This is a genomic window from Amycolatopsis orientalis DSM 40040 = KCTC 9412 (genome assembly GCF_000478275.1).
GTDB classification, from domain to species: domain Bacteria; phylum Actinomycetota; class Actinomycetes; order Mycobacteriales; family Pseudonocardiaceae; genus Amycolatopsis; species Amycolatopsis orientalis.
Genome location: NZ_ASJB01000043.1, coordinates 34,704 through 50,547, shown reverse-complemented (window position 1 = coordinate 50,547; position 15,844 = coordinate 34,704). Strand labels below are relative to the sequence as shown.

The window sequence follows — 15,844 nt, the reverse complement described above, 5'->3', positions numbered from 1 at the left end:
GTGCCGTTAGAACGACACTTACCACTCACGACACCCTCGGCACCTCAGGGTGAAAGCGCGCGCTAGCCGTGGTCCTCCAGCATCTCGGTGACCAGGGCCGCGATCGGCGACCGCTCGGAACGCGTCAACGTGACGTGCGCGAACAGCGGGTGACCCTTGAGCTTCTCGATCACCGCCGATACGCCGTCGTGCCGTCCGACCCGCAGGTTGTCACGCTGCGCGACGTCATGCGTGAGCACGACCCGCGAAGCCGTGCCCAGCCGCGAAAGCACGGTCAGGAGCACATTGCGCTCCAAGGACTGTGCCTCGTCGACGATGACGAACGTGTCGTGCAGCGACCGGCCGCGGATGTGGGTCAGCGGAAGCACCTCGAGCATGCCGCGGTCGAAGACCTCGTCGAGGACGTCCTGGCTGACCAGCCCGCCGAGAGTGTCGAACACCGCCTGCGCCCACGGCTGCATCTTCTCGCTCTCGGAGCCGGGCAGGTAGCCCAGGTCCTGGCCGCCGACCGCGTACACCGGCCGGAACACCACGACCTTGCGGTGCTGGCGGCGTTCCATCACCGATTCCAGCCCCGCGCAGAGCGCGAGCGCCGACTTTCCCGTACCGGCGCGTCCGCCCAGCGAGACGATGCCGACATCGGAGTCCAGCAGGAGATCCAGCGCGACCCGCTGTTCGGCCGAACGGCCGTGCAGCCCGAACGCCTCCTTGTCACCCCGCACGAGCCGGATCCGCTTGTCCGCGGTGACCCGGCCCAGCGCGCTCGAACTGCCCGCCAGCAGCCTCAGACCGGTGTGACAGGGCAGTTCACCGACCTCGGGCATCCCGAACTCCGCCGGATCCACGGAAGACCCGCTGAACAGCGCGTCGACCAGGGTCTGCGGCACGTCCACATCCGCCATGCCCGTCCAGCCCGAGGGCGTCACCTCCTGCGCGCGGTACTCGTCGGCTTCGAGGCCGACGGCGCCCGCCTTGACGCGCAGGGGGATGTCCTTGGTCACCAGCGTGACCGACGCGCGTTCCGCCGCCAGGTTGAGCGCACAGGCGAGGATGCGGTGGTCGTTGGAGTCGGTGCGGAAACCGACCGGGAGCACCGTGGGGTCGGAGTGGTTCAACTCCACCTGCAAGGTTCCGCCGTGCTCGCCGATCGGGATCGGCGCGTCGAGCCTGCCGTGCTGACGACGCAGGTCGTCGAGCATGCGAAGCGCTTCGCGCGCGAACCAGCCCAGTTCGGGGTGGTGACGTTTCGCCTCCAGTTCACTGATGACGACCAGCGGGAGCACGACCGCGTGTTCGGCGAAACGAGTCACCGACCAGGGGTCAGAGAGCAGGACCGACGTGTCGAGCACGTAAGTGGACCGCTGGGATTCGGGCGAGATCGAGGCTTTCTCCGGGCCAGGGGCACCGGTCGAAGAACGGCCAGAGGCCTTGCGGGGTGAACGCTGCGCAGTCACGACGGCATCTCCCTCGTGGGCGTGGCACCACGCCCGCACTCGCTGGGCCGGGCACCTCCCTGGCTAACCGCTCCTTCTGACGCTCTCCGCGTCAGTCGGCACGGCCGCGAGGGCCGGGTGCCGGCCCCCTCGTGCATCCACTGGGCGGCTCAGCCGCCCTGTCGACAACCGCCACGACCAGGGCCTCCCGCGAGAGTCCGCATGGGACGCGAACCCTCACTTCCGGAAGGTACCGGCGTCCGGGCGATCGCGCAGGCAGCCACCACGGTGATTCGCCAAACCGTCATCTCACTGTCGGTCGCCTGACACCGACGCCCAGTCACCATCACGGTGAGTAGTGATGATCTCCATTCAGGGACGCTCGTTGACGCGACCCGGTCGGATTAACGCGACAGAGGGCGTTCACCCTACGAGCTTCGGGCTTCTACCACGCTTCGTAGCGGAGCGCATTTTGTGACCTGGACAGAGAACCGGACCGAGTGAAGACGGCCATTTCGGGCTCACACAATGGGCTTACGAGATGGTCACAAGTCCTGAATAGCGAGTAATTTTCTCACTACGGGACACCCCCACCGGATTTCGGTGCCCCCGATCCCTGAATATCTCTACCAAGGAGTGTGCGAAGTGCTGAAGAAGGCTGGTTTCGTTTCCGCCGTCGCCGCGGGCATCATGATGGTCGGCGGGACCGCGTTCGCCGCGACCGGTGACACCACCGGCACCCCGGACCCGACGTTCGGCGACGCCTACAACACCTTCATCGAGGGCGGTGGCGCGCTGGGCTACGGCGCTGCTTCGCTGCTCGCCGGCGCCTACACGGGTGTGGCCACCACCCCGGCCCTGATCCTCCACTCGCTGGAGCACCACCACCACTGATCTTTGGGTGTGGACGTCGAAGGCCCCGGAAGTGCACTCCGGGGCCTTCGTCTTGTCCGGGATCAGGAGCCGAAGCGCCGGTGCCGCCACGCGTAATCGCGCATCGCGCGGAGAAAATCGACCCGGCGGAATGCGGGCCAATAAGCTTCGGTGAACCAGAATTCCGAATGCGCGGATTGCCAGAGCAGAAATCCGGAAAGCCGCTGCTCACCCGAGGTGCGGATAATCAGATCCGGATCCGGCTGACCCGAGGTGTACATGTGTTCGGAAATATGGTCGACATCCAGGATCTTCGCGAGCTCGCGGATCGAGGTGCCCTCGTCGGCGTGCTGGAGCAGGAGCTTGCGGACCGCGTCGGCGATCTCCTGACGCCCTCCGTAACCGACCGCGACGTTGACTTCCATCCCGGAGCGGCCTTCGGTGCGCTCCGCGGCCGCGCTGAGGGCCTTCGCGACCTCAGGGGGCAGCAGGTCAAGGGCTCCCACGATGCGGAGCCGCCAGGGTGTGTGCGGCGCGGCGAGTTCGTCGGTGACGTCGGTGATGATCTTCAGCAGCGGGCTCAGCTCCTCGGCCGCGCGGCCGAGGTTGTCGGTCGAGAGCAGCCACATCGTGACGACCTCGACGTCGGCCTCGTTGCACCAGCTCAGGAAGTCGGCGATCTTCTTGGCGCCGGCGCGATGGCCGTCCGCTACGTCGGTGAAGCCCGCTTCGCGCGCCCAGCGACGGTTGCCGTCCAGCATGATGGCGATGTGACGCGGATGGCGTCCCTTGGCCTGCTGGATCAGGCGCCTGCCGTAGGCGCTGTACACGACGTCTGACAAGAAGGACCGAAGACTCACGCCACCGGAGGGTACGCACCCCGCGCGTCCCAGTGGGACGCGCCACGGACACTGGCGAAAAACCTACGGTGCCGTAACCTGACAGTGTGAGCGTAGAGACCGAACCCCAGCCGTCCGGCCCCGCGCCCTTGGTGGACACCCGTCCTCGTCTGCGTGGGCACATCCACTTCTGGTCCTTCTTCGTCTCCGTCGCCGGAGCAGCGTCCCTCATCAGTCTCGCGGCGTCCACCGTGTCGCCTTTGGCCGCTTTGGCCACTTCGGTCTACGGCCTCACCGTGCTCGGCCTCTTCGGCGTCAGCGCCCTCTACCACCGTCGCTTGTGGAGCCCGCGAGCATACGAATGGATGAAGCGTGCCGACCATTCGATGATCTTCCTGTTCATCGCCGGCACCTACACGCCGTTCACCCTTCTGGCGATGTCCCAGCCGACCGGGTACATCGTGCTGGCCATCGTCTGGGGCGGCGCGATCGGCGGCGTCACCCTGAAGATGCTGTGGCCGAACGCGCCCAGGTGGCTGGGCGTGCCGATCTACATCGCGCTGGGCTGGGTCGCCGTCTTCGTCCTGCCCGAACTGGGCTCCCACGCCGGCATCGCCGCGCTCGTGCTCCTCTGCGTCGGCGGGCTCTTCTACACGATGGGCGCGGTGTTCTACGCCGTGAAATGGCCGAACCACTTCCCGGACACGTTCGGCTACCACGAGTACTTCCACGCGTGCACCGTGCTGGCGGCGGTCTCGCATTACGTCGCGATCTGGCTGGCGATGTACTCCTGACCAGGAGGGACACACGCGTGTTCCCTCTGGCACAGGAAAGTGCCTTCTTCCGCCGCGCCGCGACGCCGGTCAAGATCGCCACATGACCAAGAACGCCCCGCCCCGCTCCCTCGACGAGACCGCCCTCAGCGCCTTCCTCGCGGAGCACACCTTCGGCGCCCTCGCGACCCTCCGGCGCGACGGCCGCCCGCATCTCTCCACCGTCCTCTACGACTGGAACCCCGTAACCCGCGAGGTCCGGATCAGCACGACCGAGGAGCGCCTCAAGGTCAAGCAGCTCCGCAACAACCCCACCGCGTCCCTCTACGTCTCCAGCGCCGACCACTGGACATTCGCGGTCGTGGAAGGAAAAGCGGAACTCTCCGAAGTCACGCGGACACCCGAAGGTGAACGCAGGCTCTTCATCACCCTCAAAACCGACAAACTCTATGGAACGGCCCTCGACATCGCTTAGCGTGCACCTGGAAAAGGCCAGGTGAGGAGACGCCCGATGTGGGAGAAGCGGATGGAGTGGCCGCTCAACGCCGCCGCCGTGCTGTTCCTGGCCGCCTACGCGTGGCCGATCCTCCAACCCTCGATCGGGGGGACCGGCCGGCTCTGGTTCGAGGTCGTCACCTGGCTCGCCTGGGCGGTCTTCGCCCTGGATTACGGCGTCCGCCTCAAGCACGCCGAGGACAAACGGGTCTTCCTGAAGAACAACATCTTCGACCTGCTGATCATCGTGCTCCCGCTGATCCGGCAGCTGCGCCTGCTCCGGCTGGTCACCGTGCTGAACGTCCTCAACCGCAACGCCGGCCTGTCGCTGCGCGGCCGCGTCGTGGTCTACACGGTGGGCGCGACGGCGCTCATCGTGTTCTGTTCGGCGCTCGCCGTGCTCGACGCCGAACGCGCCGCGCCGGACGCGCCGATCACCGACTTCCCCGACGCGGTGTGGTGGTCGATCACGACCATCACCACGGTCGGCTACGGCGACCGCTATCCCATCAGCGGCACCGGCCGCGTCGTCGCGGTCGGGCTGATGGTGGCGGGGATCGCGCTGCTCGGCGTGGTCACCGCGACGCTGGCCTCGTGGCTGATCCGCCGGGTGGCCGAGGCCGACGAGAACGCGCAGGCCGTCACCCGCGAGCACCTCGACGAGTTGACGCGTGAGGTGAAGGCGTTGCGGGCCGAACTCGCCGAGCAGCGGGCCGGACTCAGTCCCGCAGCATCGGAGCCGCTAGGTACTGCTCGGGGATAGCGAAGGCGTCCACGAGCGTCCGCGCGTGCGGGCGCAGGTCGGCGCACAGCGCGTTCACCGCGGCGGTGACGGCCTTCGACCGGGCGGAGGTCAGGCGGCCGTGTTCGAGGAACCAGCCCCGGTCCGCCTCGATGTTCGCCAGCGCGTAGAGATCGCAGACCCGCTCCAGCAGCTCGCGGGCGTCCGGGTCGGCGCAGCGCTCGATGGCGTCGACGAACGCTTCCAGCACCACTCGATCGACGTGCACGCGCCCGGCCCGCAGCACGTGGTCCTGGGCGTCGTTGAAGACGCCGAAAGGATCCGAAGCGGCCTTACGAAGCCTCTGTGCGACTCCGCCGAGCACGTGCTCTTCGCGGTCTTCGAACAGCTTCAGGTGCCACTCCCGCGAGTACAGCACGTCGCTGTCGTCGGCTTCGGTGAGCCGCTCGACGACCTTCCGCGCGGACGTCCGTTCGATCACGGCCTCGACGAACTGCTCGGCCACGAACCGCGCGGTCGCGAGCGGGCTCAGATCCTCGAAGTGGTCCTTGTAGCTGGTCAGCAGGCCTTTCGCGACCAGCTGCAGCAGCACGGTGTTGTCACCCTCGAAGGTGGTGAAGACGTCCGTGTCGGCCTTCAGCCCGGCGAGCAGGTTCTCCGACAGGTAACCGGAACCGCCGCACGCCTCGCGCGCGGTCTGGATGGCGGCCGTCGCGTGCCAGGTCGAGACGGCCTTGATCCCGGCCGCACGCGATTCCAGTTCGCGTTGCTCCTCCTCCGGCGCGTCTTCGGCGATGTCGTGAAGCTTCGCGACGAGTGCTTCCTGCGCGAAGTGCAGCGCGTACGACGTCGCCAGCGCGGGCAGCAGTTTCCGCTGGTGGGCGCGGTAGTCGAGGATCACGACCTCCTCGCCTTCGGGCCTCGCGAACTGCCGCCGTTGCTCGCCGTAGCGGATGGCCAGCGTCAACGCGCGTTTGGTCGCGCTGCCGGCGCTGCCCGCGACGCTGACCCGGCCGCGGATCAGCGTGCCGAGCATGGTGAAGAACCGGCGGCCGTCGCTTTCGATGGGGCTCGTGTACGTGCCGTCCTCGGCGACGTCCCCGAAGCGGTTGAGCAGCGCCTCGCGCGGAACCCTCACCTGGGTGAAGGTGAGCCGTCCATTGTCGACGCCGTTGAGACCGGCCTTGCGGCCGCAATCCTCGATCTCGACGCCCCGCGCCTTCTCGCCGCGGATCGGCACCAGGAACGCGTGCACGCCGCGCGACTCGCCGCCGGTGATCAGTTGCGCGAACACCACCGCGAGTTCGCCGTCGCGGGCGGCGTTGCCGATGTATTCCTTCATCGCGCCGCGGTCCGGCGTGTGCACGACGAACTCACGCGTGGCCGGGTCGTAGGTCGCGGTGGTGCGCAGGTGCTGGACGTCCGAGCCGTGACCGTGCTCGGTCATCGCGAAGCAGCCCAGCACCTCCAGGTCCTTGATCTTGCGCAGGTAACGCTCGTGGTGACGTTCGGTGCCGAGCAACTGCACCGCCCCGCCGAACAGACCCCATTGGACCCCGGCCTTGACCATCAGCGAAAGGTCGCCGAAGCCCAGCATCTCGAACGACATCACCGATCCGCCGACGTCGCCGCCACCGCCGTACGCCGGGTCGAAACCGAGTCCCGGCCGGTCGGTGCGGGCGAGCAGGCGCAGCCATTCGAGGACCTGGGCGCGATGCGCTTCGACGTCGAGGTCGACGGGGTCCTTGAAGTCCTCCGCCGCCATCTGTGCCCGCACCGCGCGGCGGAGTTCCGCCCACCGTCCATCGAGGACGGTGGTGAGCGCGTCCGGGTCGATCTTCGCGGGAAGTCCTGGTGTGTCCACGATTCCTCCGATGCGGTGCGGTCTGCGTTCAGCCTGCCGCACCGCATCGGGGAGCGCAGGACGAATCAGACCGGGCGGCCGTTGATCGTGGTGTTCTCGAACCGCAGGTCGTCGATGTGTTCCAGGGTGTTCTTCGTGTTCGCGACGCCATCGAAGCGGCAATCGCGCACCCGCAGGCCACGGACGTGTGAGTTCGGCAACCCCCGGACGTTGAACGCCGCTTGGCCGCACTTCGTACTGGACGAGTTGCTGATGGTGAACGGCCCGAACCGCGGCACGTAGGGGCCGGTCTGGCCGTTGTAATCCGGGAGGACGTACCCGATCGAGCGCACGAACGTGCCCGAAACCCGGTCGAGGTTGATGTTCTCGGTGAAGCCACCGCGCAGGGTGTTCGACTTGACGTACAGCGCGTACTTCGTCTCGCCGGTGACCCTGAGCCGGTACGCGTAGACGTCGCGGATACCGCCGGTCTGCTCGCTACCGCAGGTGATCGCGCCCCAGTTGCCGTTCATCACGCAGTCCGCGACGACGATGTTCTGACACGGCACGGCGATCCTGCGCCCGTCCGCGTCGCGGCCGGATTTGAGCGCGATGTTGTCGTCGTGCGCGCCGAGCACGCTGTTCACGATCACCACGTGATCGCAGGATTCGGGATCGCACGCGTCGGTGTTGGAGTGGGCCGGGTTCGGATCCGTCTTGACGCCGTCGATCGTGACGTTCCGGCACAGCGTCGGATGCAGTTGCCAGAACATCGGGTTCTTCAGCGTGACACCCTGGATGAGGACGGTGTCGCACGCGTACGGCTCGACGAACGCCGACCGCATGGCGTGCCCGGAGCCGGGAACGACCCGCTTCTCCGGCGGGGTTCCCTTGGCCACCAACGATTCCAGGTACTCGCGGTCCTTGCCCTTGTTCCATGACGACGTGTCGTTCGCGTCGAGCGTGCCCGGCCCGGTCAGCGCGATGTTGGACTCCTTGTAGGCGTAGACCATCGGTGACCGGTTGACGCACTCGATGCCCTCGTAGCGGGTGAGCACGTTCGGGAACTTCGACGCGTCGGAACCGAACTTGAGCACCGCGCCCGCGGCCAGGTGCAGGTCCACGTTGCTCTTGAGGTACACCGCGCCGGTGACGAAGGTGCCCTTCGGCACGACGACGTGCCCGCCGCCCCGCGCGTTGGCCGTCTCGATCGCCTTCCTGATCGCGGCGGTGTTGTCGGTCTTGCCGTCGCCCCGGGCACCGAAGTCGAGGACCGAGTACGTCCGGTCCGGGAAGACCGGGAGCTTCGTCCGCGCGACGATGTCGTTGGCCGCGGGCCAGGGAAGCACGGGGACCGAGACCCCGTCTGGGGCCGCCGAGGCGGTGGGCGCGAGCACCGTGCTCGCGGCCACCACGACGCCGCCCTTGATCAGCTGCCGCCGGGTGAATCTGCCGTCCATGACGCCTTCTTTCGCGAGAGGACTTAGGTCAAGACGGCGGAATCCCGACTGTAGGGGCAGAACCCGGCCTCAGGAAAGGTCCGGTCCCTGTGAGCGGAGATCGTCGACCTTGGTCATCGCCTCCCGGAGTTCGGCGAGCCAGGCGTCGGCATGCTCCCCGACCAGCCGGACCGCCCAGGCCAGCGCCTCCGACCGCGAGCGCGCGACACCCGCGTCGACGAGGGTGTCGAGTACCAGGCGCTCAGGCTGCCTCAGCCTGGTCATCACCGGTGCCGAATGGGTGGTGAAGAGCCGCCGCGTGCCGCCGAGGCTCGCGCCCCAGGCGACCTTGCGCTGGTACCGGTGCTCCGCCTGGCGCGCGATCTCGATGCGCTCGTCGCGGGTCTCCTCCCGGAAGCGGCTGATCCGGCCGTCTTCGGCCGCCGCACGGGCGGCGTCGTCGGCGTATTCGCCGGTGAGGGGCTGGAGTTCGCCGACGATGACGATCTCCTCGCGATCCACGGTGACCTCGGGGTCACCGGCGAACCAGCCGTCGGGAAGCCGCCCGCCGAACCACGCCGCCGCGTCGTCCGCCGCCGGGATGTCCGCCTGCTGCCAGCCGCCCCGGCCCTTCCAGCCACCGCGTCCCATATGCCTCGCCGTCCTGAAGTAGGTGTGCATGCTCGCCTCCGCGATTACATGATTACAACGCTACCGACGCTACGCGCGCAACGGCTGATATTCACCGCTGTTCTCCCCCGGCGAAACCTGAGGCAACCTGATGAGCCGCGCGGACGTATCCCCTCCAGCAGATGACGGAAAAGGGGAACCTCATGCTGAAGAAGGTCATGATCGGCGCTCTCGTGCTCGGAGCGGCCCAACTGGCGGTGATCGCGCCCGCCACGGCGGAGACCAGGGACGTGTCCTGGTTCTTGTCGCCGACCGAAGTCGAACCCGGCGGGCAGATCTACGCCGAGACGAAGGCCGCGATGGGCGGTTGCGGACCGGCGACCCCGGTGACGTCGCCGGGGTTCGCGGCGCCGCTTCAGTGGACGATCGGCGGCAACTGGGGGAAGGCCGCCGGCTACGGCAAGGTCGGCAAGACGCCGGGCAAGTACACGGCGACGTTCACCTGCTCGGACGGCACGAAGACTTCCCGCGCTTTCACCATCATCGGAACGCCGCCGACCACGAAGCCTCCGACGTCCACGAAGCCTCCGACCACGAAGCCGCAGAAGCCTGCGAAGCCCACTGCGGCCAAGCCGAAGCCTCAGGTCGCGGTGAAGCCGGTCGGGGCCCCGCAGACCGGCGGCGGCGCCTTCGGCCCTCTGACGTGGGAGTGGTGACCGCCCACCGACCGCTTGGCTGAAGGGGCCTTTCCTCTCATCTCATGCGGCGAAGGGCGCTTTCCCCGCATCGCATGCGGGGAAAGCGCCCTTCAGCCCACGTCAGGTGAGCTGAGACCGCAGTTCCTCGGCCGTCGTGACCGGACGCTCGCACACGTACCCACGGCACACGTATGCGGCGGCCGAGCCGTCCACCAGCGGGCGGTCGGCCAGCAGTGGCACGCCGTCGGCGTCCGGGACCCCGGCGACCACGACGGCTCCGTCCGGCAGTGACGCGACAGCCGCGGCCAGCAGATCCGCGCGCGAAGCGGCGTCCGGCCCGACGACGGCGACCTGCACCGGCCCGGCCGCGGCGGCTTCGGCGACGGAAAGCCAGTGCCCGGCGAAACGCGGCGCGTGGGCGGCGAGCCGGCCCGCACGCGCCAGCGCCCGCTCGGCCGCCTCGCGGTACCGGCCCACCTGATCGTGTCCCGCCAGCACGGACGCGGTCAGCAACGCGTTCGCCAGCGCCGAAGCCCCCGACGGACTCGCGTTGTCGGTCGGGTCGGAAGGCCGCTGCACCAGGACTTCCGCGTCGTCGGCCGTGTCGTAGTAAGCCCCGGGCGAGTCCGGGACGCCGAAATGCGCCAAGGCGAGGTCCAGCAACGTGATCGCGTCGGTGAGCCAGCGCGGCTGCCCGGTCGCCTGATGGAGTTCGAGCAATCCCTCGGCGAGGCACGAGTAGTCCTCCAGCACCCCCGCCGTCGTCCCGACGACGCCGTCGCGCGAGGTCCGGCGCAGCCTGCCGTCCACGAAATGGGTGTCCATCAGGAAAGCCGCCGCGCGGGCGGCCGCGTCAATCCACTGTGGACGATTCAGCCGGGCACCCGCCTTGGCCAGCGCGCCTATCGCGAGCCCGTTCCAGGCGGCGATGACCTTGTCGTCGCGGGCGGGCTGAGGACGTCCGTCGCGCGCGGCCAGCAGTGTCCGGCGGACCCGCTCGTAGCGCTCCGCGTCTTCGGGATGCGGCTCACGCAACCTCAGCGTCGAAGCACCGTGCTCGAAATTACCCCGATCGGTCACCTGGAACAGCTCCGCCGCCCAAGCACCGTCCTCCGCACCGAGCACCTCGGTGAGCTGCGCGGGAGTCCAGACATAGGTGAGTCCCTCGACGCCGTCCGTGTCGGCGTCGAGCGACGCGGCGAAACCGCCTTCGGCCGTCCCGAGGTCCCGCAGCAGGAATCCCGCGGTCTCCTCGACCGTCCGGCGCGCGTACCCGAGCCCGGTCACGCCGTGGAACCGATCGTAGAAGCGCAGGAGCAACCCGTTGTCGTACAACATTTTCTCGAAGTGCGGCACTTCCCAGCGCGCGTCGACCGAATAGCGCGCGAACCCGCCCGCGAGCTGGTCGTTGAGCCCGCCGAGCGCCATCGCTTCGGCCGTGTGCTCGACCACGGAGAGCCCGGAACCGGTGCGCTGGTGGTGACGGAGCAGGAAGGTCAGCGCCATCGTCGGCGGGAACTTCGGCGCTCCCCCGAAACCCCCCGTCTCGGCGTCGTAGTCCTTCCGCAGCGCCGAGACCGCGGAGCCGAGGGCCTCGCCGTCCACAACGGACTCGGGAAGCGGACCGCTCTTCTCCGTGAGATGGGCGATGATCTGCTGGGCACCGGAACGCAGCTCCTCCGGACGCTCGCCCCACGCCTCGGCGACCGCGACGAGCAACTGCGAGAACGACGGCATCCCCGGCCGCGGTGACGGCGGGTAGTAGGTCCCGCAATGGAACGGCTCGCCCTCGGGGGTCAGGAAACACGTCATCGGCCAGCCGCCCTGGCCGGTCATCGCCTGCGTGGCGGTCATGTACACCGCGTCGATGTCCGGGCGCTCTTCGCGGTCCACCTTGATGTTGACGAAGTTCGCGTTCATCAGGGTCGCGGTGGCTTCGTCCTCGAACGACTCGTGCGCCATGACATGGCACCAGTGGCAGGCCGCGTACCCGACCGAAAGCAGGATCGGCACGTTCCGCCGTTTCGCCTCGGCCAGCGCCTCTTCCCCCCAAGGCCACCAGTCCACCGGGTTCTCGGCGTGCTGCAGCAGGTACGGGCTGGTCGCGGCCTTCAGGCGGTTCGACATGTCTCCAGGGTCGCACGCCGAAAAGCACGAGCGCACGACGGCCGACTGCGCGACACTCACCCGGTGCTACTGACCATGACGACCACCCGGAACCCGGCCACCGACCTCGGCTTTCTCCTGCACAAACATCCGGGGAAAGCACAGTCGTTCCCACTCTCGGCCGGGACGGCGCACGTCTTCTACCCGGAGGCGTCGGACGAGCGCTGCACGGTCGCGCTGCTGGTCGAGATCGACCCGGTGGACCTCGTGCGCGGCGGCGGGACGTCGTTGACCCAGTACGTCAACGACCGGCCGTACGCGGGTGGCTCGTATCTGGCGGTGGCGCTGCGGACGGTCTTCACCACGGCGCTGGCGGGCCGGTGCGTGAACCGGCCGGAGCTGGTCGACGAACCCTTCCCCCTGGAGATCCGCGTGCCTTCGCTGACCGCGCGCGGCGGCGCGGAGGTCGTCCACAGGGTGTTCGAACCGCTCGGCTGGCAGGTCGAGGCGAAGCCGATCCCACTCGATCCCGAGTTCCCGCAGTGGGGTGACGCCCGCTACGTCGACCTTCGACTGACGGGGACGCAGCGAGTCGTCGACGCGTTGCGGCATCTGTACGTCCTGCTGCCCGCGCTAGACGGGGACAAGCATTACTGGGTCGGCCAGGACGAGGCGGACAAGCTGCTGCGTGCCGGCGAGGGCTGGCTCGCCGGTCATCCGGAGCGGGACCTGATCACCAACCGGTACCTCGAACGGCGACGCCCGATCGTCTCGTACGCGCTCGCCCAGCTGGCCGAAGCCGACGACGTCCCGGCCGAGGCCGAAGCCCGGGTCACCGAGTTGCCGGACCGGCCCGAACCGCTGGCCGTCCAGCGGCACGGGAGTGTGCTCGCGGCACTCCGGGCGGCGGGCGCGCGGCGTGTGCTCGACCTCGGCTGCGGTGGTGGTGCGCTGCTGCGCGTGCTCCAGAAGGACCTGTCGTTCACGGAGATCGTCGGAGTCGACGTGTCGGCGAGCGCGCTCGACATCGCGGAGAAGCGGCTGAAGGACAAATCGCGGGTGACGCTGCGGCAGTCCGCGCTCACCTACGCCGATCCGTCCTTGGCCGGATACGACGCGGCGGTGCTGATGGAGGTGATCGAACACGTCGACGAGGAGCGCCTGCCCGCGCTGGAGCACGCCGTGTTCGGTGTCGCCGCGCCTCGGACCGTGCTCGTCACCACGCCGAACGCCGAGTACAACCGGCACTTCGAATTCCTCGAAGAGGGCCGCTTCCGGCATGCCGACCACCGTTTCGAATGGACACGGGAGCAGTTCCGTTCGTGGGCCGAGGGTGTCGCGTCGCGGCGCGGCTACGACGTCCGTCATCTGCCCGTGGGACCGGTGTCCCAAGAATCAGGACCGCCGACCCAGATGGCGGTCTTCACGTCTCGAAAGGAGGCCGTGGCATGAAGCTGACCATTCCCGACATGTCCCTCGTCGTGCTCGTCGGGGCCTCCGGGTCCGGCAAGTCGACCTTCGCGCGCACGCATTTCGCGCCGACACAGGTGCTGTCCAGTGACTACTTCCGCGGTCTGGTGGCCGACGACGAGAACGATCAGAGCGCGTCGGCCGCCGCGTTCGACGCACTCCACTACGTCGCGGCGAAGCGACTCGAAGCCGGCCGGGTCACCGTGATCGACGCGACGAACGTCCAGCGCGCGTCGCGGGCGAGCCTGCTGAAGCTGGCGAAGGAGTACGACGTCCTTCCGACGGCGATCGTGCTGGATCTGCCGGCGAAGGTCTGCCAGGAACGCAACGAGTCGCGTCCGGACCGCGACTTCGGCGAGCACGTCGTCCGCCGTCAGCGCGGCGAACTGCACCGATCGCTGAAGTCGTTGGAGCGTGAGGGTTTCCGCCGCGTGCACGTGTTGCGGAGCGAAGCCGAGATCGCCGAGGCGGAGATCGTCGTCGAGCCGCTGCGCAACGACCGCCGCGAGCTGACCGGGCCGTTCGACGTCATCGGCGACGTCCACGGCTGCCGCGAGGAACTGGAGGAACTGCTCACCGAACTGGGTTACGTCGACGGTGTGCATCCCGAAGGCCGCACCGCGGTGTTCGTCGGCGACCTCGTCGACCGCGGCCCCGACACCCCCGGCGTGCTGCGCCGCGTGATGGCGATGGCCGAGGCGGGCAGCGCACTGGTCGTCTGCGGGAACCACGAACAGAAGCTGGTCCGCGCGCTGAACGGGCGCAAGGTCCAGGTGACGCACGGGCTGGCGGAGTCACTGGAGCAGCTTTCCGCGCAGGACGAGGACTTCCGCGCGAAGGCGCACGCCTTCTGCGAAGGGCTCATCGCGCACTACGTCCTCGACGGCGGCAAACTCGTCGTCGCGCACGCCGGCCTGCCGGAGAAGTACCACGGCCGCGCGTCCGGCCGGGTGCGGAGCACCGCGCTCTACGGCGACACCACCGGCGAGACCGATGAGTACGGCCTGCCGGTGCGGCTGCCATGGGCACGCGACTACCGCGGCACCGCCATGGTCCTTTATGGACACACACCGACGCTGGAACCGGAGTGGATCAACGGGACCATGTGTCTCGACACGGGCTGTGTCTTCGGCGGGAAGCTGACCGCTTTGCGGTACCCGGAACGGGAAGTCGTCTCCGTCAAGGCGAAGAAGGTCTGGTACGAACCGGCCCGGCCGCTCGAACCGGCGCGGCCGCTGGACGGGCGCGAGCCCGCGGTGCTGGAATTGGGCGACGTCACCGGGAAGCGGATCATCCAGACGCACCACCACGGTCGCGTCGGGGTTTCCGCCGAGCAGTCGGCGGCGGCCCTCGAAGTGATGAGCCGGTTCGCCGTCGACCCGCGCTGGCTGCCGTACCTGCCGCCGACCATGGCGCCGTGTTCGACGTCCGCTTCGGACGGCTACCTCGAACACCCCGAGGAGGCTTTCGCGGAGTTCCGCGCGGCGGGTGTCCAATCCGTCGTCTGCGAAGAGAAGCACATGGGCTCGCGCGCGGTCCTGCTCGTATGCCGTGACGACGACGTCGCGCCCGCCCGGTTCGGGATCCAGGGTTCCGGTGCGGTGTACACCCGCACCGGGCGCCCGTTCTTCACGCCCGAGCAGAACGCGCAACTGCTCAGCGGTGTGCGCGAAGCGGCGTCAGAGCTGTTCGAGGAGCTGAACACCGGCTGGCTGCTGCTCGACGCGGAGTTGCTGCCGTGGAGCGCGAAGGCGGGTTCACTGATCTCGAGCCAGTACGCGGCTGTGGGCGCGGCGGCCCAGGCCGTGCTGCCCGCCGCCGTCGCTTCGCTGGATGCCGCCGCCACTCGCGGGATCGACGTGTCGGAGCTTCTGACGCGGACACGGCTTCGCGAGTCCACTGTGGACGCGTACCGGCAGGCGTACCGGCGTTACTGCTGGCCGACCGACGGCCTCGACGGCGTCCGGCTCGCGCCGTTCCAGGTGCTGGCGTCGTGCGGCCGGTCGTACCACGACCGGCCGCACGAGTGGCACCTCTCACTGCTGGACCGGCTCACCGGCGACCTGTTCACGCGCACCCGGACACTGGCCGTCGACACCACGGACCCGGCGTCGGTGGCGCGCGGCGTCGAATGGTGGCTGGAGCTGACCGGTGCGGGTGGCGAGGGCATGGTCGTCAAACCGGCGGCGAACCTGACCCGCGGCGCGCGCGGGCTGGTGCAGCCGGGGGTGAAGGTGCGCGGGCGGGAGTACCTGCGGATCATCTACGGGCCCGACTACACGCTGCCGGAGAACCTCGAACGGCTTCGCAAGCGGGGGCTGGCCCGTAAGCGGGCGCTGGCGCTGCGTGAGTACGCGCTGGGCCTGGAGGCGCTGGAGCGGCTGGCGCGCGGGGAACCGCTGTGGCGGGTGCACGAGTGCGTGTTCGCCGTGCTGGCCCTGGAGTCGGATCCGGTCGACCCGCGCCTCTGACCCGCTTCGGGCGCGCTATGAAAGGTCCTTTC

The 15,844-nt window shown here is 68.7% G+C and carries 13 protein-coding genes; 7 read left to right on the top strand and 6 right to left on the bottom strand.

What is annotated here, in order from left to right; all coding sequences use genetic code 11:
- Window positions 1–62 precede the first annotated feature (62 nt).
- On the bottom strand, window positions 63–1,349 hold the full coding sequence (phoH2, locus tag L324_RS12125; RefSeq protein ID WP_126737523.1) for an RNA 5'-3' helicase PhoH2: 1,287 nt from the start codon (window positions 1,347–1,349) through the stop codon (window positions 63–65).
- 729 nt (window positions 1,350–2,078) lie between these two features.
- Here phoH2 and L324_RS12120 point away from each other — a divergent pair.
- Window positions 2,079–2,327 (top strand): hypothetical protein, encoded by a 249-nt coding sequence (locus tag L324_RS12120; RefSeq protein WP_037306486.1) that lies wholly within the window; start codon window positions 2,079–2,081, stop codon window positions 2,325–2,327.
- A gap of 62 nt (window positions 2,328–2,389) precedes the next feature.
- Here L324_RS12120 and L324_RS12115 read toward each other — a convergent pair whose 3' ends face one another.
- Complete coding sequence (locus L324_RS12115; protein WP_037306485.1) at window positions 2,390–3,166, bottom strand: isoprenyl transferase; 777 nt, start codon at window positions 3,164–3,166, stop codon at window positions 2,390–2,392.
- A gap of 131 nt (window positions 3,167–3,297) precedes the next feature.
- Between L324_RS12115 and trhA the strand changes: the two genes are divergently transcribed.
- From trhA to L324_RS12100, 3 genes are all read left to right on the top strand, one after another.
- The gene (gene trhA, locus L324_RS12110) at window positions 3,298–3,939 is read left to right on the top strand and encodes a PAQR family membrane homeostasis protein TrhA (protein ID WP_037306484.1); all 642 of its coding nucleotides are present in this window, start codon (window positions 3,298–3,300) and stop codon (window positions 3,937–3,939) included.
- 82 nt (window positions 3,940–4,021) lie between these two features.
- Entirely contained in the window at window positions 4,022–4,393 is a 372-nt protein-coding gene (locus L324_RS12105) for a pyridoxamine 5'-phosphate oxidase family protein (protein WP_037306483.1), read from the top strand.
- Between the two features lie 36 nt (window positions 4,394–4,429).
- Window positions 4,430–5,176 carry a potassium channel family protein gene (locus L324_RS12100; protein WP_037306482.1) on the top strand — a complete coding sequence of 249 codons (747 nt, stop codon included), beginning with the start codon at window positions 4,430–4,432 and terminating at the stop codon, window positions 5,174–5,176.
- Here L324_RS12100 and L324_RS12095 read toward each other — a convergent pair.
- The 3 genes from L324_RS12095 to abmR all read right to left on the bottom strand — a co-directional run bounded on the left by L324_RS12095 (window position 5,133) and on the right by abmR (window position 9,088).
- On the bottom strand, window positions 5,133–7,019 hold the full coding sequence (locus L324_RS12095; RefSeq protein ID WP_037306481.1) for an acyl-CoA dehydrogenase family protein: 1,887 nt from the start codon (window positions 7,017–7,019) through the stop codon (window positions 5,133–5,135). The genes L324_RS12100 and L324_RS12095 overlap by 44 nt on opposite strands.
- A 65-nt stretch (window positions 7,020–7,084) precedes the next feature.
- A complete protein-coding gene (locus tag L324_RS12090; protein ID WP_037306480.1) occupies window positions 7,085–8,458 on the bottom strand; it encodes a glycoside hydrolase family 28 protein in 1,374 nt (457 codons plus the stop codon).
- 69 nt (window positions 8,459–8,527) lie between these two features.
- The gene (abmR, locus tag L324_RS12085; protein ID WP_037306479.1) at window positions 8,528–9,088 is read right to left on the bottom strand and encodes an ATP-binding transcription factor AbmR; all 561 of its coding nucleotides are present in this window, start codon (window positions 9,086–9,088) and stop codon (window positions 8,528–8,530) included.
- Between the two features lie 161 nt (window positions 9,089–9,249).
- Here abmR and L324_RS12080 point away from each other — a divergent pair, with 161 nt between their 5' ends.
- Window positions 9,250–9,783 carry a hypothetical protein gene (locus tag L324_RS12080; RefSeq protein ID WP_235783504.1) on the top strand — a complete coding sequence of 178 codons (534 nt, stop codon included), beginning with the start codon at window positions 9,250–9,252 and terminating at the stop codon, window positions 9,781–9,783.
- Window positions 9,784–9,885: 102 nt separating this feature from the next.
- On the opposite strand, the gene L324_RS12075 is transcribed toward L324_RS12080, so the two are convergent.
- Window positions 9,886–11,892, bottom strand: coding sequence for a thioredoxin domain-containing protein (locus tag L324_RS12075; RefSeq protein ID WP_037306477.1), 2,007 nt, complete (start codon window positions 11,890–11,892; stop codon window positions 9,886–9,888).
- A gap of 63 nt (window positions 11,893–11,955) precedes the next feature.
- Here L324_RS12075 and L324_RS12070 point away from each other — a divergent pair, with 63 nt between their 5' ends.
- Together L324_RS12070 and L324_RS12065 are read left to right on the top strand one after the other, a co-directional pair.
- Window positions 11,956–13,323, top strand: coding sequence for a 3' terminal RNA ribose 2'-O-methyltransferase Hen1 (locus tag L324_RS12070; protein ID WP_037306476.1), 1,368 nt, complete (start codon window positions 11,956–11,958; stop codon window positions 13,321–13,323).
- Window positions 13,320–15,812 (top strand): polynucleotide kinase-phosphatase, encoded by a 2,493-nt coding sequence (locus L324_RS12065; protein WP_037306475.1) that lies wholly within the window; start codon window positions 13,320–13,322, stop codon window positions 15,810–15,812. Before L324_RS12070 ends, L324_RS12065 begins: the two co-directional genes overlap by 4 nt.
- The last annotated feature ends 32 nt before the right edge of the window (window positions 15,813–15,844 follow it).

Bases quoted from the DNA above. Each gene is read 5' to 3' on its own strand.
- L324_RS12100 (WP_037306482.1), top strand. From the start codon at position 4,430: ATGTGGGAGAAGCGGATGGAGTGGCCGCTCAACGCCGCCGCCGTGCTG.
- L324_RS12090 (WP_037306480.1), bottom strand. From the start codon at position 8,458: ATGGACGGCAGATTCACCCGGCGGCAGCTGATCAAGGGCGGCGTCGTG.
- L324_RS12080 (WP_235783504.1), top strand. From the start codon at position 9,250: ATGACGGAAAAGGGGAACCTCATGCTGAAGAAGGTCATGATCGGCGCT.
- L324_RS12065 (WP_037306475.1), top strand. From the start codon at position 13,320: ATGAAGCTGACCATTCCCGACATGTCCCTCGTCGTGCTCGTCGGGGCC.
- L324_RS12105 (WP_037306483.1), top strand. From the start codon at position 4,022: ATGACCAAGAACGCCCCGCCCCGCTCCCTCGACGAGACCGCCCTCAGC.
- L324_RS12075 (WP_037306477.1), bottom strand. From the start codon at position 11,892: ATGTCGAACCGCCTGAAGGCCGCGACCAGCCCGTACCTGCTGCAGCAC.
- abmR (WP_037306479.1), bottom strand. From the start codon at position 9,088: ATGGGACGCGGTGGCTGGAAGGGCCGGGGCGGCTGGCAGCAGGCGGAC.